At 53.5% G+C, this 18,178-nt stretch carries 19 protein-coding genes; 7 read left to right on the top strand and 12 right to left on the bottom strand.

Annotated elements, in window-relative coordinates; translation table 11 throughout:
- The first annotated feature begins 100 nt into the window (after positions 1 to 100).
- The gene (locus HFD94_RS00090; RefSeq protein WP_010246429.1) at positions 101 to 244 is read left to right on the top strand and encodes a hypothetical protein; all 144 of its coding nucleotides are present in this window, start codon (positions 101 to 103) and stop codon (positions 242 to 244) included.
- A gap of 39 nt (positions 245 to 283) precedes the next feature.
- Positions 284 to 457: a hypothetical protein gene (locus tag HFD94_RS00085; protein ID WP_010246427.1), complete on the top strand. Its 174-nt coding sequence runs from the start codon at positions 284 to 286 to the stop codon at positions 455 to 457.
- Here the strand turns inward: HFD94_RS00085 and HFD94_RS00080 are convergent.
- Complete coding sequence (locus tag HFD94_RS00080; protein ID WP_045140522.1) at positions 445 to 1,608, bottom strand: beta-glucosidase; 1,164 nt, start codon at positions 1,606 to 1,608, stop codon at positions 445 to 447. The two genes, HFD94_RS00085 and HFD94_RS00080, sit on opposite strands and share 13 nt — an antisense overlap.
- 155 nt (positions 1,609 to 1,763) lie before the next feature.
- On the opposite strand from HFD94_RS00080, the gene HFD94_RS00075 reads away from it, so the two are divergent.
- Entirely contained in the window at positions 1,764 to 3,224 is a 1,461-nt protein-coding gene (locus HFD94_RS00075; protein ID WP_010669827.1) for a phospholipase D family protein, read from the top strand.
- A 296-nt stretch (positions 3,225 to 3,520) separates the two neighbouring features.
- On the opposite strand, the gene mdoC is transcribed toward HFD94_RS00075, so the two are convergent.
- On the bottom strand, positions 3,521 to 4,654 hold the full coding sequence (gene mdoC / locus HFD94_RS00070) for a glucans biosynthesis protein MdoC (RefSeq protein ID WP_010246421.1): 1,134 nt from the start codon (positions 4,652 to 4,654) through the stop codon (positions 3,521 to 3,523).
- Positions 4,655 to 4,922: 268 nt separating this feature from the next.
- On the opposite strand from mdoC, the gene HFD94_RS00065 reads away from it, so the two are divergent.
- The 3 genes from HFD94_RS00065 to HFD94_RS00055 all read left to right on the top strand — a co-directional run bounded on the left by HFD94_RS00065 (position 4,923) and on the right by HFD94_RS00055 (position 9,377).
- Positions 4,923 to 6,458: a glucan biosynthesis protein G gene (locus HFD94_RS00065; protein WP_170933489.1), complete on the top strand. Its 1,536-nt coding sequence runs from the start codon at positions 4,923 to 4,925 to the stop codon at positions 6,456 to 6,458.
- Entirely contained in the window at positions 6,451 to 9,003 is a 2,553-nt protein-coding gene (gene mdoH / locus HFD94_RS00060; protein ID WP_010669828.1) for a glucans biosynthesis glucosyltransferase MdoH, read from the top strand. Before HFD94_RS00065 ends, mdoH begins: the two co-directional genes overlap by 8 nt.
- Before the next feature lie 134 nt (positions 9,004 to 9,137).
- The gene (locus HFD94_RS00055) at positions 9,138 to 9,377 is read left to right on the top strand and encodes a YceK/YidQ family lipoprotein (RefSeq protein ID WP_010669829.1); all 240 of its coding nucleotides are present in this window, start codon (positions 9,138 to 9,140) and stop codon (positions 9,375 to 9,377) included.
- On the opposite strand, the gene HFD94_RS00050 is transcribed toward HFD94_RS00055, so the two are convergent.
- The 3 genes from HFD94_RS00050 to HFD94_RS00045 form a co-directional block, all read right to left on the bottom strand.
- Positions 9,368 to 9,769: a MysB family protein gene (locus HFD94_RS00050; protein WP_010246413.1), complete on the bottom strand. Its 402-nt coding sequence runs from the start codon at positions 9,767 to 9,769 to the stop codon at positions 9,368 to 9,370. The genes HFD94_RS00055 and HFD94_RS00050 overlap by 10 nt on opposite strands.
- 130 nt (positions 9,770 to 9,899) lie before the next feature.
- Positions 9,900 to 10,166 carry a hypothetical protein gene (locus tag HFD94_RS22950; protein WP_010669830.1) on the bottom strand — a complete coding sequence of 89 codons (267 nt, stop codon included), beginning with the start codon at positions 10,164 to 10,166 and terminating at the stop codon, positions 9,900 to 9,902.
- Positions 10,167 to 10,695: 529 nt separating this feature from the next.
- Positions 10,696 to 11,619 (bottom strand): Kdo(2)-lipid IV(A) acyltransferase, encoded by a 924-nt coding sequence (locus HFD94_RS00045; protein ID WP_010246409.1) that lies wholly within the window; start codon positions 11,617 to 11,619, stop codon positions 10,696 to 10,698.
- Between the two features lie 252 nt (positions 11,620 to 11,871).
- Here HFD94_RS00045 and HFD94_RS00040 point away from each other — a divergent pair, with 252 nt between their 5' ends.
- Entirely contained in the window at positions 11,872 to 12,921 is a 1,050-nt protein-coding gene (locus tag HFD94_RS00040) for a rhodanese-related sulfurtransferase (protein WP_010246407.1), read from the top strand.
- A gap of 39 nt (positions 12,922 to 12,960) precedes the next feature.
- Here HFD94_RS00040 and HFD94_RS00035 read toward each other — a convergent pair whose 3' ends face one another.
- From HFD94_RS00035 to pyrC, 7 genes are all read right to left on the bottom strand, one after another.
- A complete protein-coding gene (locus HFD94_RS00035; RefSeq protein WP_022625884.1) occupies positions 12,961 to 13,536 on the bottom strand; it encodes a YceI family protein in 576 nt (191 codons plus the stop codon).
- A gap of 1 nt (position 13,537) precedes the next feature.
- Entirely contained in the window at positions 13,538 to 14,113 is a 576-nt protein-coding gene (locus HFD94_RS00030) for a cytochrome b (protein ID WP_167432687.1), read from the bottom strand.
- A 294-nt stretch (positions 14,114 to 14,407) separates the two neighbouring features.
- The gene (gene solA / locus HFD94_RS00025; RefSeq protein WP_167432686.1) at positions 14,408 to 15,520 is read right to left on the bottom strand and encodes an N-methyl-L-tryptophan oxidase; all 1,113 of its coding nucleotides are present in this window, start codon (positions 15,518 to 15,520) and stop codon (positions 14,408 to 14,410) included.
- A 94-nt stretch (positions 15,521 to 15,614) separates the two neighbouring features.
- Entirely contained in the window at positions 15,615 to 15,869 is a 255-nt protein-coding gene (gene bssS / locus HFD94_RS00020; protein ID WP_010246399.1) for a biofilm formation regulator BssS, read from the bottom strand.
- A 246-nt stretch (positions 15,870 to 16,115) separates the two neighbouring features.
- Complete coding sequence (locus HFD94_RS00015) at positions 16,116 to 16,388, bottom strand: hypothetical protein (RefSeq protein WP_010246397.1); 273 nt, start codon at positions 16,386 to 16,388, stop codon at positions 16,116 to 16,118.
- Between the two features lie 145 nt (positions 16,389 to 16,533).
- Positions 16,534 to 16,779 (bottom strand): DNA damage-inducible protein I, encoded by a 246-nt coding sequence (dinI, locus tag HFD94_RS00010; protein ID WP_010246395.1) that lies wholly within the window; start codon positions 16,777 to 16,779, stop codon positions 16,534 to 16,536.
- Between the two features lie 62 nt (positions 16,780 to 16,841).
- Positions 16,842 to 17,885, bottom strand: a complete 1,044-nt coding sequence (pyrC, locus tag HFD94_RS00005) for a dihydroorotase (RefSeq protein WP_045140520.1) — start codon at positions 17,883 to 17,885, stop codon at positions 16,842 to 16,844.
- Positions 17,886 to 18,178: the final 293 nt, after the last annotated feature.

Genomic DNA, 18,178 nt, shown 5'->3' with positions numbered 1-18,178 from the left:
TTTATTTTTCGGACGAAAGAACCGGACGATAATCAGCCTTTCATCTACACTGTCACTCACCGCATCACTCCCGGCGGCCCATGTTTTTCACAGGATAGTTATGTCTTTACCCTTGCCGCCCGACGATCACGATGAGCCAATTCGCCAGTCACTTGACGATGCGCACTTTGCGATAGTGGTGCTTGCGGTGACCTCGGTAACGCTTATAATCTTTGTCCTGATGATTACGCTCTGGATGAGCTGACACGCACAGGGATTCAACGGATTGAATAAGGAGAAGGCGATGGACTCCGGAGATGACAAATTAATCGCAATTATCGGTTTGCTGGCGGCCTGCCTGATCGGGGTGACCTTCCTGTTTACCATGGTCTGGCTGACCGACGTACGTCATCCTGCCGATCCCTCTCTCGACGTTCGCTCCTGTTACCCTAAAAAACCACCTTCTCAGCACGTCTGATTTCGTGTCGCAAACTTAATCTGCTGACTGCGCAATACCAGCGCCAGCGGCTCATGCAGATTACGGTTGCCATTGGGATCGGCTAATCCCAGCAGCGGGCCAGGGGAACGCCGGTCATCGGCCCAGGCCGGATACTCCACTACCGGATAGAGCGAAATCCCCTCCACCGCAATGCCCTGATCCAGCGCCACCGCCACGTTTTCACTGATCTCCTGCAGCCAGGGGGCGCGCGCTTCACCCTCAGCGCCGGTTTCAGCAATCAGTATCGGACGCTGGTAGCGCTGCCAGCACTGCGCCAGCAGAATATGCAGCGGCACACGCTCCGGATCCTCCAGCGACATCGGCTGGTCGGGGAAAAACCAGTGGTTATCGGGATAGTAGTTCAGGCCGAGGATATCCAGGCAATCTTCACTGCCGCCTAGCTCCTTATCGACGCGACCGGCCAGCATGTCCCAGGCTTCGAACTGCGCCTGATGCTGCGCATCGGCATAGGGTTTGCTGTCCGGATTGTCGGGATGATGAGCGATCTGCACCAGCGGGTCAGTCAGTACAAAACGCGCCTCCGGATAGACCTCGCGAATGGCATGTATCGCCGCCAGCGAGGCGCGGACCAGCTGGCGTTTAAGCTCTTTACCACGCTGCGCCGCATGAGGATTAAACCAGGCCACATCCGCCCCGGCCCATGACCAGAATGAGATTTGATTAACCGGTGTAAAAAAGGGGCGTTCGATACCCTGATCGCGCATCAGTTGTGCCATCGCACGGGCGAAACGACTAAAATGGTCAACAAATTCGGCTTTCCAGATATTAAGATGATCGGGATAACCGAAATGAGCCAGCTCCCAGATGATCTCCATCTGCTGACGTCGCGCGGCGTCGACCATTGGCAGAAAGCTCTGCCAGTCATACTGGCCAGGGATCTTTTCGATCAGATGCCAGCGCGCACCGTCGCGGGCGGTGAGCAGATGCTGCTCAGCCAGGGCGGCATAATCTTTTTCCAGCAGCATATCGTGTCCGCTGCTGATCACCATATCCAGCCGTTTACCGGGCGTACGGCAGGCAGTGGAACAGGGGAAACTGCCCTGGAAAAAGCTGCGAAACAGGCTGGGATGATAGCGCTGGCGGGCATCTGTAAGGGATTGATGAGACATATTCCTCTCCTGCCGGGATAATGCCGGTCACAGATCGTCCGGTTAAGTCTAGACTAAAAAACGCCCGTGACCCCTCACTAACTCAGAACAGAGGAATAGCATCAGAGGTCGGACCGGGGAATAATAAAAATAACTGCATTTTACAGGGAAATGTCATGACCGAAGCGTTTGAGCTCTCCCAGCCATTGGAACGGTCCAGCTGGCTGGAAACACAGCTGGAGCCAGAGTGTCTGCGCCATCCGGGGCTGAGCGGCGTCCATCAGCTGAGCGACGGGCTGGATGCTTTTGCTGCCCGCTATCTGCTGATGCAAAAAGCGGAGCGTTCACTCGATATCCAGTATTACATCTGGCAAAACGATCTCTCTGGCCGGTTGCTGTTCAGCGCCGTGCTGGAAGCTGCCCGACGCGGGGTGAAAGTGCGGCTGCTGCTGGATGACAATAATACGCCGGGCCTGGACGACACGCTGGCCCAGCTCAACCGCCATCCCAACATTGAGGTGCGGCTGTTTAATCCGTTCTCGTTTCGCACTCTGCGCGCGCTGGGTTATCTCACCGACTTTGCCCGTCTGAACCGCCGCATGCACAACAAAAGCTTTACGGTGGATGGCGTCACGACCGTGGTCGGTGGGCGCAATATCGGCGACGAATATTTCGGCACCGGCAATGAACCGCTGTTTGCCGATCTCGACGTCATGGCAATAGGCCCGGTGGTTAAAGAAGTCGCAGAGGATTTTGAGCGCTACTGGCGCAGCAAGCCGGTCTCGCCGCTGCAGCAGGTGCTGGATGAAGAGGAGCCGGAAGAGGACAGTGTGAGTCTGCCAGCAGAGTGGCGTCACAGTGAACCGGTGCAGCGCTATCTTCAGCGGCTGGAAAATTCTTCGCTGCTACAGGAGCTGGAAGAGGGCACGCTGGCTCTGACCTGGGCAAAAGCGCGCCTGCTGAGCGATGATCCGCGTAAAGGGCTGGGCAAAGCGCGTGCCAGAAGCCTGCTGCCGCAGCGAATGCTGGAGGTGATAGGCACGCCGCAAAAGCAGTTCGACATCATCTCGGCCTATTTCGTGCCGACCCGCGCAGGGGTCGCTCAGCTGCTGTCGCTGAAGCGCAAAGGGGTAAAAATTGCCATTCTGACCAATTCGCTGGCGGCTAACGATGTGTCGATTGTCCATGCCGGCTACGCTAAGTGGCGCAAAAAATTGCTGCGTCATGGTATTGCGCTCTATGAGCTGAAACCGCAGGCGGGCGTGCCTGATGCCCCGCACGACCGGGGATTAACCGGTAACTCCGGCTCCAGCCTGCATGCCAAAACCTTCTCAGTGGATCAACAGACGCTGTTTATCGGCTCGTTTAACTTCGATCCCCGTTCAGCGGTGCTGAATACGGAAATGGGACTGGTGATTGAGAGTGCGGCGCTCGCCGGAGAGACGCATCAGCGTTTCAGCCAGTCAATGCGCGATCGGGCATGGACGCTGCGGCTGGATAAGTGGGGCAGGGTAAACTGGCTGGAGTATCCGGGTGAGCCGCAGCAGATTGTGCATAAACACGAGCCAGGCTGCTCCTGGTGGCAGCGCCTGCAGGTACGCCTGGTGTGGCGACTGCCGATTGAGTGGCTGCTGTAAGCTGGACCTTGCCTGGGTACAGGCGCTGGATCAGGAAGCATGCGCCCTCCGCAAAGACGCAAAACCCGCCATCCCTGGCGGGCTCAGCGCGGGCGATTACGCACCTCATCCCTGAGGTGCGCCCGTTGCCGGGCCAACGCGTTGCTTTGTTCAAAAACGCTCCCGGCGTTTTTGTCCCTGGCCCGCTATGCTTTGCTACTGGCGTATGCTCCCATCGCTTTAAACTCTTAAGCTGTCTGTGAGACACATCATTTATAGCCTGACCTCACTTATGGCCCGAGGTCACTGATCGCCTGTCATTGTGCTTGTTTACGCTCAAATTTCCCCGAGAACAGGAACCGCAGCAGCGGAATGCGCAGGTGAATCTCATACAGCAGAAACGCGATGCCAAACACCATCAGCAGGCCAACGAAGAAGCCCAGCGTGTTATTTTCAATCCGTGGCGTCACGTAAATGCCATACAGCAGCGTCAGCGGATGGTGCACCAGATAGATAAACAGTGACGCATTGACCAGATACATAATGCGCGGCGAATGTGAATTCAGCAGCTTATGACCAAAGCAGAAGCAGACATTCAGCATGCAAATGCCCATCAGCGTCGAGATAATCGCATCCAGCTCATACAACCAGCCCTCACCGCTGCTCAGTCGCTGGTTGGCGCAATAGGCCGCAAACATCAGCAGCGCACCGACCCACATCACCAGATTGAAGCGGACAAACAGCTGCTTCAGCGGGGGATGTTTCCACGCCAGCGCTCCCAGCATAAAGAACGGCAGATAGAAGAGCGTCTGCATCACTATGATGCTAAACAAACCATCCATCAGCCACGCAGGCTGGAAAATAAACACCAGACGCCGGAACACGCACCAGAGCAGCGCCCACGCCAGTACGCCCGCCGTCAGCGATCCCCAGCCAACCCGCGAATAATCAATGGTGCGATGCTGATCGCGCAGCCAGCGGAAGGTCACCATCCCCAGCGTGGTCAGCATCACCAGCACCACCAGGAACCACAGGTGTGAAATCAGCTCCCACATCAGGTTATTAAATTTCTGATAGGGGGTGAAACGGGGCCAGTCAGCCAGCTTATCCGTCCACTCTTTCAGCATAAAAAATTGCGGCAGCGTCAGCAGCGGAATGGCGGTCAGCATTGGGATACCTACCCGTTCCAGACGCACCTTCAGGAAGCGACGTGGCTGATAGCGCAGATAAAGCATGTAGGAGAAATAGCCCGAAATGACGAAAAACACCTGCATACGAAACGCATGAATAAAATCATTCAGCAGTGTCAGCCACAACGACGCTTCATGACTGTTTACTGCCCATTTCTGCGCGGAGTAGATGAGGGAAACGTGAAACGGCACCCCCAGTAACATCAGATAGGCGCGGATGGAGTCGAGGAAGTATTCACGTTCAGGTTTTACAGTACTCATAAAGTTCCAGTTCGTTAGTACGTTTAACCGGTTTCACCCTGAAACCGGATTATGCTCTGTGAAAATTCTACCTGGGATAAACCAGGTATACTATCAGTGGAATCCGTAGTGTCTAATTGTCCTAAAAGCAGGGTTAAGCCTGACGAAATGCGGGAACAATGTTGCGCATAAGCTGTCGGAAAACCGAATAATCCTTTAAGATAAACGGGTTTGATTTAAGCACACGAAAGGGGGGGATGTGCTGACTAAAGAAAAAAATAAAGCCGGACTGATGAAGGTACGCTGGATTGGTACTGCAGTTCTGCTGGCGTTGTACGCCAATAACAGTTGGGCGTTTAACATCGACGATGTTGCCAAACAAGCCAAAGCGTTGGCAGGGAAAAGCTTCGAAGCGCCTAAAAGCAATTTACCCTCTCAATTTCGTGAAATGAAATTTGCTGATTATCAGCAGATCCAGTTTAACCACGATAAAGCGTATTGGGGCAAACTGCGCACGCCGTTCAAGCTGGAGTTTTATCATCAGGGAATGTATTTCGATACCCCGGTGCAGATCAACGAAGTGACCGCCAGCGCGGTGCGCGAGATTAAATACAACCCCGATTATTTTAATTTCGGTAATGTAAAACATGACGCAGATGCGGTAAAAAACCTCGGTTTTGCCGGTTTCAAAGTACTTTACCCACTCAACAACAAGGGTAAAAACGATGAGATCGCCAGCTTCCTGGGCGCGAGCTATTTCCGTGTCATCGGTGCCGGTCAGGTTTATGGCCTGTCGGCGCGTGGACTTGCCATCGATACGGCGCTGCCATCCGGTGAAGAGTTCCCGCGCTTTAAAGAGTTCTGGATTCAGCGTCCTAAACCACAGGACAAACAGCTGGTGATCTACGCACTGCTCGATTCGCCGCGTGCGGCGGGTGCGTATCGCTTTGTGCTGCATCCGGGTGACGCTTCAACGGTTGATGTGCAGTCAAAAGTTTACCTGCGTGATAACGTCGGCAAACTGGGTGTTGCACCGCTGACCAGTATGTTCCTGTTTGGTCAGAACCAGCCATCAACGGTGAACAACTTCCGTCCGGCACTGCACGACTCTGACGGTCTCTCTATCCACAATGGCAACGGGGAGTGGATTTGGCGTCCGCTGAACAACCCGCGTCATCTGGCAGTGAGCACCTTCACCATCGAGAATCCGAAAGGGTTTGGTCTGCTGCAGCGTGGGCGTGACTTTAACAACTATCAGGATCTTGATGACCGCTATGATCTTCGTCCAAGCGGCTGGGTTGAGCCAATAGGCGACTGGGGTAAAGGCCGGGTTGAACTGGTTGAAATCCCGACGGCAGATGAAACCAACGACAACATCGTTGCGTTCTGGACGCCGGAGACGCTGCCAGAGCCTGGCAAAGAGATGAACTTCAAATATCGTCTGCACTTCTCGCGCGACGAAAACCAGCTGCACTCCGATGATACCGCCTGGGTCAAAAATACCCTGCGTTCAGCGGGTGACGTGAAGCAGTCTAATCTGGTGCGTCAGCCGGATGGCACCGTGGCTTTCACCATCGACTTCGTGGGTAAAGACATGAGCAAGATGGCGGAAAACAGTCAGGTGGCACCGCAGGTCAGCGTGGGTAAAAATGCTGATGTGGTTGAGCAGAGCGTACGTTATAACCCGGTCACCAAAGGCTGGCGTCTGGTGTTGCGTCTGCGTGTGAAAGATGCCAAACAGTCCACCGAAATGCGTGCGGCCTTGGTTAGCGGCGACAAGACATTGACGGAAACCTGGAGCTATCAGTTACCTGCCAATGAATAAATCGACTTTTACACCTCAACGTTATGTGGAATCTCTGCCGCTGGATGCGGCAGGGAAGGCCCGCCTGAGCGTCTCATTGCAGAATGCCAGCGAGTTCCACTTCATCCATGATGTGCTGGGCAGGGATGTCGCAGCCAGTGACCGTCCCGACGATGCGCCGTTAAAATCGGTCTCATCGCGGGTTGAAATGGCCTGGCCCGATTCGCTGGCCGAAGGTCAGCAGTTGGGTAAAGATTACCTCGACCGCACCACGCTGAAGGCGATGCCGAAGGTCAAACGCTCACTGATGTTCCCGGAAGCCTGGCGTACCAACCCGGTCGCCCGTGCCTGGGACTCACTGCGTGGACACAAATCGGTGCCGCGTTATAGCAATGCGGAAGAGCGGCGTGCCGAGGAGAAGTGGCGTCATGTCGGTTCGATTCGACGCTACATTCTGCTGATCCTGACCATTTTCCAGACCGTGGTCGCCACCTGGTACATGAAGAGTATTCTGCCGTATCAGGGCTGGACGCTTCTGGATCCGATGGAGATGATCAATCAGAACTGGCAGCAGTCAGTGATGCAGATCCTGCCTTATTTGTTGCAGACCGGCATCCTGTTCCTGTTCGCCATACTCTTCTGCTGGGTCTCTGCCGGTTTCTGGACGGCCCTGATGGGATTCCTGCAGCTGCTGATTGGACGTGATAAATACAGTATCTCTTACTCAACGGTCGGAGATGAACCGCTCAACCCGGAACATCGTACCGCGCTGATTATGCCGATCTGTAATGAAGACGTTGAGCGTGTTTACGCCGGTCTGCGTGCGACCTGGGAGTCGGTGGTTCGTACCGGTAACGCTGAACACTTCGACGTCTACATCCTCAGCGACAGTTACGATGCGGATATCGCGATTGCCGAACAGAAAGCCTGGATGGAACTGGTGCGGGATGTTGGCGGGGCAGGCAAGATTTTCTATCGCCGTCGTCGTCGTCGCGTGAAGCGTAAAAGCGGAAACATCGATGACTTCTGCCGTCGCTGGGGCAGCAACTACAGCTACATGGTGGTGCTGGATGCCGATAGCGTCATGAGCGGAGAGTGTCTCACCGGTCTGGTACGCATGATGGATGCCAACCCGAATGCCGGGATCATCCAGTCGTCGCCGAAAGCATCGGGTATGGATACGCTTTATGCGCGCTGTCAGCAGTTTGCGACCCGCGTCTACGGTCCGTTATTTACCGCCGGTCTGCACTTCTGGCAGCTGGGTGAGTCTCACTACTGGGGTCACAACGCCATTATCCGCGTGAAACCCTTTATTGAGCACTGTGCCCTGGCACCGTTACCGGGAGAGGGCTCCTTTGCGGGTTCAATCATGTCGCATGACTTCGTAGAAGCTGCGCTGATGCGTCGTGCCGGTTGGGGCGTCTGGATTGCCTATGACCTGCCGGGATCCTATGAAGAACTGCCACCGAACCTGCTGGATGAGCTGAAACGTGACCGCCGCTGGTGTCACGGCAACCTGATGAACTTCCGCCTGTTCCTGGTGAAAGGGATGCACCCGGTTCACCGTGCGGTGTTCCTGACGGGTGTGATGTCCTACCTCTCGGCTCCGCTGTGGTTTATGTTCCTGGCGCTCTCCACTGCCCTGCAGGTAGTGCATACGCTGATGGAACCGACCTACTTCCTGCAACCGCGGCAGCTCTTCCCGGTCTGGCCGCAGTGGCGTCCGGAACTGGCAATAGCTCTGTTCTCAACCACCATGGTGCTGCTGTTCCTGCCGAAAATGCTGAGTGTCGTGTTGATCTGGTTTAAAGGATCGAAGGCCTACGGCGGACCTCTGCGGCTGCTGGCTTCACTGGTGCTGGAAACGCTGTTCTCGGTGCTGCTGGCACCAGTGCGTATGCTGTTCCATACGGTGTTTGTGGTCAGCGCCTTCCTCGGCTGGGAAGTGGTGTGGAACTCACCGCAGCGTGATGACGATGCGACACCGTGGAGCGAGGCGTTTAAACGTCACGGTTCGCAGATGGCATTGGGTCTGGTGTGGGCGATTGGTATGGGACTGCTGGATCTTAACTTCCTGTGGTGGCTGGCCCCGATTGTCTTCTCACTGATTCTGTCGCCGTTTGTCTCGGTCATGTCGAGCCGCGCAACGCTGGGCATTAAGAGCAAGAAAGCGAAGCTGTTCCTGATCCCGGAAGAGTACTCGCCGCCGCAGGAGCTGGTGGATACCGATCGCTATGTGGTGCTGAACCGTGAGCGCGCGCTGGAAAATGGCTTTATGCATGCCTTATTCCATCCTGCTTTCAACGCGCTGGCAACGGCACTGGCCACATCGCGCCACAAGCAGAGTCAGTTACTGGACTATGCGCGTGACCGTCGGGTTGATCAGGCGCTGAGCGATGCGCCGGATAAACTGGGCCGCGAACAGCGTCTGCAGTTGATCAGCGATCCGGTGGTGCTGGCCCGTGTTCATACCCGACTGTGGGAAGATGCGGACAAGTATCATCAGTGGGTTGAGAGTTATCAAAAACTCACGCTCAACCCCAACGCGCTGGCAAACAACGCGTAATCTGAAAAAGCGGCAGCGATGCCGCTTTTTTTATCGGATTAAAACAGCGATTCGCTGATAAATTTATTGCTGGCAGTCACCGCGAGCAGCGTGTGACGATCTCAATGGCTGTTTCTTCATGGCGGATATGTGTGGTGAAAGGGTGCTTAAAGGCGGGTGTTATCGTCGCGGCTGTGCTCTGCTTAAGCGGATGCGGCAGTATTATCAGCCGTACCATTCCCGGGCAGGGGCACGGTAATCAGTACTATCCCGGCGTACAGTGGGATGTTCGCGACAGCGGATGGCGGGTCCTGACGATCCTCGACCTGCCGCTGTCGCTGGTGGTTGATACCCTGTTGTTACCGGTGGATGCCAGCCACGGTCCTTACGAGTAACTGCGATCGGAATCGCTGTTATCATCTTCCCACTCTTGCGCGGCAGCTTCACCCTCTTCGGTGTCCAGCGGCGGCTCCAGCTGGAACTCGCCGTCATCCCACTCGTGCAAGGTATTTTCTGCTAACCACTCCTGACGTAGTTCAACTTCGTCAAAATCTGCATCAAAAATAGCCTGTGCCGCTTCACCGCTACGGTAAGGCAGACATTCGCCTGCTTCACCTTCTTCTGCCATGAATTCAGCCTGCCACATGATATCGCCATCCTGCATCACATACTTTTGCAGACCAAACTGGCTGATTGATGCGTCCCCTTCCTCGAGCTCCGGGTGGTTAGCGAGGAACTCTTCACGTGCAGCATCGATGGCTTCCTCTAAGGTACTGTACATGCTCATCGCTCTTCTCCTTCACGGGTCTATGACTATGGATTTATTTGATTTCAGTGAAGGATAGACGAAATCTGAAGGAGGGAAAGGTCAGGCCGGTGCAACTGGCGGGAAATAAGCCATTTCCCGCCAGTCAGGGTCAGATCATCTTTTGCGGGAAATGCAAAACCGGTTGAACGGACTCATGAATCACGGGGGCTGAGTAGCGGATACAACATTTTATACATGGCTTAACTTTCTTAAAATTAATTCTGGCGATGGAGAGGGCCTGACTCAAATTATATAACGTGCCGATAAATATGACCTCTTCTTTATCAGGCATACGCTTGCACCCTTTACGATGAAGAAAGTGATAATTTTCCTGATCGGTACCGATTGTAACGTAATAGTAGAGACCTTTGTTCATATTAACTGTCCCATTAGAGGTTTGCTGTGTTGTCTTTTTTATAATTCTGGCCAGAGCCGTTAAAGGCCTGACTGTTACAAACGAAACTACCGATAAGCATTAATGAGTTCAAATTCCATAATGGTCTATCGGAGTGTTAAAAAAATGTAAAATGGAATATAAGCTAAATCAGCAAGGCAATTGCTTGTAAAATAAGTTAATTTTTATCGATTCATAAGCGGTGAGACACCGTTAAGACCGGCTAAATAGGATTAGGCCTGGCGTGCAGAATAATCAGCGCCATAACAGATTTAATAGCACTCGCTGCAATATTAATTAATAAATAGCGAAACAGGCTGAATGCCGCCTGCCGTCCTGTTAATTGATTAGCTTTTTTAAATTTAAACAGAGAGAAATTATATTATGAATATAGGTGTTTATTAATTACTGGACCTGCGGTTTCGCTTACAGGCTGAGTCAGCCATGAGTGATTTATTTAGCAGGGGAGTAAAACGCGCTAAATGCCTGACAGACATTTAGCGCGAACAGATTAATAACGGGAGGGTTCGCCCTCGGGGCGCGTTTTAAAGCGGCGGTGGAGCCACATATACTGTTCAGGTGCCAGCAGCACACCCTCTTCAACAACCTGATTCATTCTGGTTGCGGTTGCGACATCACTTTCCAGCGTAAATTCGCCGCTGATGTCAGGCAGTATCATCAGTTCATAGCCGCGACCCCCAGGCAGACGACGCGGCACAAAAGGGATGACAGCCGGTTTACCGGTGCGGATCAGCAGATGGGTGCCCACCGTTGTGGCCGCTTTTTCCACGCCAAAGAAGGGGACAAAGACGCTGCTGCGCGGGCCATAATCGTGGTCGGGCGCATACCAGATAATGTCACCCTGTTTCAGTGCGCGGATCATTCCTTTGAGATCTTTACGATCGAGCATGCTTTTATTCGACCGCATCCGACCTTTGACCTGAAGCCAGTCGATCAGTTTGTTGTCATTCGGGCGATAGACGCCAATGCCAGGGTTATGGATACCAAACATGCGTGCACCAATCTCCAGCGTCAGAAAGTGCATGCCGATAAGCAGCACGCCGCGCTGGCTATCGCGCGCCTGCTGAATATGCTCCAGCCCCGAAGGCGTATGCCATTTATTGATGCGCCAGTCAGGCCAGAACCACGCCATACCGGTCTCAATTAATCCCATGCCGACCGATTCGAAATTGTGTTTAACCATCGCTTCGCGTTCATTTACCGGCATATCCGGAAAACTTAATTCCAGATTACGCCGGGAAATACTGACGCGGTGTTTCATAAAACGCATCCCAATGCGGCCAATATTACAGCCGAGAACATAAAGCAGGGGATAAGGAAGTAGCACCAAAAGATAAAGAGAAGCGACACCCAGCCAGGTCAGCCAATAGCGCGGGTGAAGCAGTTCTCGTGAAAACTGAGGCAACTGAGTCATGTGAAGGTTAATTTTCCTGCGTCGCGCACCGTGCGGTGCTGATATCTCGTTGATTTACACCATTGTGCCAGTTTTTGACGTGCGCTTAAATATCACTATCGGAACGTGCCATCAATGAACAAAGGTTAATAGTCCAATGTTGCTGCAAAAAACGGCAACAGGCGATCAATCTGGTCACTGGCCTTTGCATCCCGGTGAAATCAGGTATCATGTGCGCGCTAAATTTCTTCTATTGATAACAGGACGAACACCATGCCAGTGTTACATAACCTCGTTTCCAATAAAGAGCTGAAGGCGCGCATGCTGGCTGAAACCGAGCCGCGCACCACTGTCTCTTTTTATAAATATTTCCAGATTGCCGATCCCAAAGCATTCCGTGACGCGCTCTATCTTGGCCTGACAGCTCTTAAGGTCTTTGGTCGCGTCTACGTGGCCCACGAAGGCATCAATGCGCAGATCAGCGTGCCAGCCAGCCAGTATGAAAAGATGAAAGAATGGCTATATGGCTTTGATCCGGCGCTGAACAACCTGCGGATGAATATTGCGCTGGATGATGATGGTAAATCGTTCTGGGTGCTGCGTCTGAAAGTGCGAGACCGCATTGTCGCGGACGGTATCGAAGACGACAGTTTTGATGCCAGCGATGTGGGTCAGTATCTTAAAGCGGCGGACGTTAACGCCATGCTGGACGATCCTGACGCCCTGTTCGTGGATATGCGTAACCACTACGAATATGAAGTGGGTCGCTTTGATAATGCGCTGGAAGTGCCTGCTGACACCTTCCGCGATCAGCTGCCGATGGCGGTTGAGATGCTGCAGGATCAGAAAGACAAAAAGATCGTGATGTACTGCACCGGCGGGATCCGCTGTGAAAAGGCCAGCGCCTGGATGCGCCACAACGGCTTTGAGGATGTCTATCACATTGAGGGCGGTATCATCGAGTATGCCCGACGCGCCCGTGAGCAGGGATTACCGGTACGTTTCAAAGGCAAAAACTTTGTTTTTGATGAGCGGATGGGTGAGCGGATCTCTGACGATGTGTTGTCGAACTGTCATCAGTGCGGCGAACCCTGTGATACCCACGTTAATTGTGTCAATGACGGTTGTCATCTGCTGTTTATTCAGTGCAAAAGCTGCGCGGAGAAGTTTGAGAACTGCTGTAGCCCGATCTGCCAGGAAGAGGCGAAGCTCTCACCGGAAGAGCAGCGCGCGCGTCGGGCAGGACGTGAAAATGGCAACAAAATCTTTAACAAGTCGCGTGGCCTGTTAAACATGACCATTCCCTCGCCGCTGAAGAAATAAGCGTGGCCGCCTGAAGTCAGCTTCAGGCGGCTTGCTGTTTTACTGGCGTACACCCTCAACCGAAATCATCAGCTGAACCTTCTGCGAAGCTGGCCCCAGATCTTTGGTGATGTTGAAATCTTTCAGTGCAATTTCCCCTTCAGCCTCAAAGCCAGCGCGGTAGCCGCCCCACGGATCTTTACCTTCACCCAGCATTTTCGCCTCGAGCGTTACCGGTTTGGTCACGCCATTCAGCGTAAGATCGCCAGTAATCTTCAGCTCATCACCCTCTTTTTCCACCGCTGTGGATTTGAACGTGGCCTGCGGGTTTTTGCTGGTGTTCAGGAAGTCGGCACTGCGCAGGTGCTTGTCACGTTCAGCATGGTTAGTATCGATGCTGCTGGTGTTAATGGTGACGTCGACTTTATCTGCGGCAGGATTCTTCTCATCAAAGGTAAAGCGGCCATCAAAATCCTTAAAGGTGCCGTAGAGCCAGCTGTAACCCAGATGCTGGATACGGAACTGAATAAAGGCGTGCTGGCCCTCTTTATCGATTTTGTAGTCAGCGGCAGAGGCGGTGAGTGAGCCGAGCAGCAGACTGGCACCGGTCATCGCCAGCAGGGTCTTTTTAAACATATTATTTATCCTTTTCAGAGGGAGAGGTGAAACGCAAACCCGACATCCGTTTTAAGGTGATATCGCGATCGATAAAGTGATGTTTTACCGCAGCCAGCCCATGCAGCAGTGACAGGACCGCAACCGTCCAGGCCAGCCAGAGGTGAATGTCGCCCGCAAGATCAGCCTGTTCGCCAGCACCGCTGAACAGCGCGGGCAGGGTGAACCAGCTGAATACTGAGATGGGTTTGCCATCGGCGGTGGAGATCAGATAGCCGCTGATCAGAATCGCCAGCAGCAGGGTATACAGTAACAGGTGGGCCACCACCGAACTGATGCGTACCAGCGGGGAATAACTGCTAAGCGGTTTTGGCGGCGGTGAAATAACGCGCCACAGCAGGCGAACGATCAGCGTCAGCAACAGGATCACGCCGATGCTTTTATGGATCTCAGGCGCGTCGTGATACCAGCTATCGTAATAGCCGAGGCCGACCATCCATAATCCCAGCGCAAACATGCCGTAAATCGCCAGCGCCATCGACCAGTGCAGCAGCACAGCAACCAGGCCAAACTGATGAGATGAATTACGTAATAACATAATGAGGTTTCATGAAGTAATAATCTGAAATAAGCATCCACATTATGAAATATAAAAGCAATCATCCTTACGCTTCTATAACTTTAATTTTATATTGTGAAAAGGTTGAATAAACCAGGTGTGAAATGCGCAATATTACTGAATGAGTTATTTGTGAGGCGCTGGTCGTCAACTAAAAAGAGCCGGAATTAACCCAAAGGGCGAGATATATTCTGATTTTATGTCAGTAATAGTCAATTTTCGTCAAAGTCTGTCAGTCGGGCGGCATCAGGCTGATACCACCCTTTATCAGAGTCAGAAACGTGAGAGGCGGAAGGGTGTCAGATCAAAAGAGAACGGTTTTAGCTGGGCAAATTCTGCAGCCAGTTCGCCCAATACGCTGGCGAATTTAAACCCATGTCCACTGAGCCCGGTGATTAACAAGCGGTCTGGTTCACCCGGCAGGGTATCAATTATAAAGTCTTCATCCGGGCTAAAATCGTAGCTGCAGGCTTCGCCATGCAGGCAGACACCGACGCCAGGTAAAAACTGACGCAGAAATCCAAAAGCTTCACTGCCATCGGCCGCCACCGCGCCAAAAGGCTTACGATCCTCAGGCTGCTGCATCAACTGACCGCCATCATGACGACCCACTTTCAGGGCGTTGTTATCCGCCGGGAAGCCATAAAACTGGCTGCCATCGCCCATTTCCACCGTAAAACCGGGAAACTTATTGTTCTCACTGTAGCGGCCATCGGCCTGATACCAGGCGAACACCTTGCGGGTGGGCGCGACCGGCAGGTCAGGAACTAATTTGCCAACCCATGTGCCCGCACTGATCAACATTTTGCGGCCCCGGTAGACGCCATCCAGGGTAGTGACCTGCTGCAGATCGCCATCGCGACCCAGCTCTGAAACCGGGCAGTTAAACAGCTGCGCGCAGCCCGCCTGCTCCGCCAGCTGGATCCAGCTGCGTACCGCCTGTTCACATTTCAGATAGCCGGACTGCGGCTCAAATACGCCCAGATAGCCCTCAGGCACATTGATTTGTGGCCAGCGCTTGCGCACGTCATCTGGCTGCATCACCTCAATATTGAGCTGCCAGCGGGTCGCGCTGTCGATGACGTTCTGAATAAACGGCGACTGATTCGGGGCGAGGTTAAGTACGCCACTGCGATGCATGATGCGCTCACCGGCACGCTGTTCCAGCTCATCCCACAGCGTTTGCGCCCGCAGAACCAGGGGGACATAGCGTTCACCTTCACCATAGGCGTGACGAATCAGCCGGCTCTCGCCATGATGTGTGCCCTGATTATGGGGAGGATGGGCGCTGTCGATCATTAACACCGATAAACCCGCCTGGGTGGCATAGTAGCCTGCCGCCGCGCCCACGGAACCGCTGCCAACGACGATAAGATCATAAATCATGGTAACTACGCTCTAAGAGACAGATAATCAAAAGCATACCAGAAACAGAAACGAAAAAGGCACCCCTGAGGGCGCCTCTTTGATGCGGCAGAAATTAATGCTTTTTGAGGAGTCGTTCTATCTGCTCGGCTGATTCTATCTTGGCGATGCCTGCTTCGAGGATCGAGATAAATTGCCTTGCCACATCCGTTGTCAGCCAGTATGTCGGGCCAACATCCGCTTCTTCTTCTTTTTGATCCTGCGACGACAACGAGTGCAGGCGGATCATCATGGCGTCATAGCTGTCAACGGTACTGATATCCCAGCCCACCAGTGGGTGAGTCTGTATAACATCTTTTCTTCTGTCCATTATAACCTCCTTATTACTCGTTAAACGAAGTGCATGATGAGGTTCAATGCGGCTTTTTTATTCCAATAGCGAAACAATTATAACAGTAAACGAGGGTATCACTGTTTAAAAAATGCCGTGAGTCAGCTTCTCACAGAATATTTGCGTTTGAAAGGCGGGCGTAAAAAAATAAAATGCCTGACGGGCAGGCATTTTTATCAGCAGTCAAAAGAGAGGCAAAAAGCGGGCTTAGCCGCGTGAGCGGACTCAGAGAGCCGGCGTTTCTGGCACTACGCCGCCGCCGCGTTTTTGCAGTGTTTCTGCCAGACGGGCAAAGTGCTGCTGAAGCTGCTCATCATGGTTTTGATTTTGGGCTTCCAGCGACAGATTGTGTACCAGTAGCTGACTGGCACGATCGTCAAGACAGAAAATCAGACTGGAAAAGGCATTTTCCAGCACCGTTAAACGACGCTTCTGATCACCAATCAGTGCTAACAACTCACCAAAGGTCATCGCCTCTTCCGGTTTATCAGTAGTCATGGTGTCGCACCTCCTGTTATGCGTGACGAGCGCAAGGATAGGGCATTGATCATTAAGAGTCTAGATGCAGGTCGGGGTAAGTGCGAGAGGGGAGAAAAGATAAAAAAACCGGGTGGCGACACCCGGAAAAAAAGCACAGTGGCGGTTAATCAGTATTGAACCAGTCGTCAGCGCTTTCCCACGTCTGCTGCAGGATTTCGCTGATCTGGTCGCGCGTCTCTTTTCCACCGCCCAGCACGCTGAGATTATTGGCACTGGCATAGCGTACCTTGACGTGATTGGTCGAGTCAGGGAACTGTTCATCAATGCGGCGCGATAATTCATCGCTTAACGCTTCTATCGCACCAGCAGGAAGAGGTCGGGTATTTGATACGGTAATTTCAACGCGCATAACAGCCTCCGTTTAAGATACTGTATATATTTACAGTATCAGCAGGCCGGAGGCAAGTAAAATTATGCGATGCGCCAGTTAAGCGTTTCACCCGCCAGGAACGGCACCAGTGAATGGCTGCCGAGGGCGATGGACTCTGGCACCTGCCAGGACTCACGCACCAAAGTAATCGTCCCTTCATTCAGCGGCAGGCCGTAAAAACGCGGGCCATTCTCCGAACAGAACGCTTCAAAATGTTCCAGCGCGTTCAGCTCTTCAAAAACGGTGGCGTAAGCGGGTAACGACGCTGGCGCATTAAATACCCCCGCGCAGCCGCAACTGGCCTCTTTGAGATGACGCAGATGCGGTGCTGTGTCGGTGCCGAGGAAGACGCGCGGATGACCACTCGCTACTAATTTGCGCAATGCTTCCTGATGCACGTTGCGTTTAAGAATCGGCAGGCAATAGAGGTGCGGACGAATACCGCCCACCAGCATGTGATTGCGGTTAAACATCAAATGCTGCGGGGTAATGGTCGCGCCCAGCGTCTCATCGGCGGCGGCAACATATTCTGCGGCGTCCTGAGTGGTAATGTGCTCCATCACCACTTTCAGTGCCGGAAACTGGCTGCGCAGCGGCAGCATAACCGTTTCGATAAACCGGGCTTCGCGGTCAAAAATGTCGACATGCGCATCGGTGACTTCGCCGTGGATCAGCAGTGGCATACCGAGCTTCTGCATCCGCTCCAGCACGCGGGCAATGGAGGCGATATCGGTAACGCCATGGCTGGAGTTCGTCGTAGCGTGCGCCGGATAGAGCTTAGCCGCGGTAAACAGACCGGAGGTGAAACCGCGCTCAAGCTCATCAGGATCAAGCGAGTCGGTCAGATAGCAGGTCATCAGCGGCGTAAAGGCGTGATCGGCGGGCAGCGCCGCCAGGATGCGATCGCGGTACGCTTCACCTGCTGCCACGCTGGTCACCGGTGGCACCAGGTTAGGCATCACAATGGCACGCCCATTCACCGCGCTGGTATAGGGCAGGACCGTGTTGAGCATCTCATCGTCGCGCAGATGAATATGCCAGTCGTCAGGGCGACGCAGGGTAAGTTGCTGAGGTTGTGCTGTCATCAGTGAAGCTCCGGCAGAAGGGAAACAAAAGGCGTGTTTTGGCCGGGGTCTAAGCATAAGGATTCAGGCAACCGTTTGCACCTGCTTTTTATGCTGTCAAAGAAAATCCGCTGCCCAACAGGGTAATGCTGGTCAGTTAAGATTAGATTTGTAAAGGCTGTCACGGTCAAACGTGGCAGCTTTTTTCCGGGCGAGCGAGCCGCAGTGCGGGCCAGAGCACCTCTGCTGCTGCCGGGCCGTCCTCGCGCCGCTCACGCGGTACCTTCGGCTTTGACGTCGTGCCGACGAACCGT

Origin of the sequence: Pantoea sp. EKM20T, from assembly GCF_011800485.1 — a bacterium.
GTDB classification, from domain to species: Bacteria; Pseudomonadota; Gammaproteobacteria; order Enterobacterales; family Enterobacteriaceae; genus Pantoea; species Pantoea agglomerans.
This window is presented reverse-complemented; position numbering and strand designations above follow the sequence as displayed.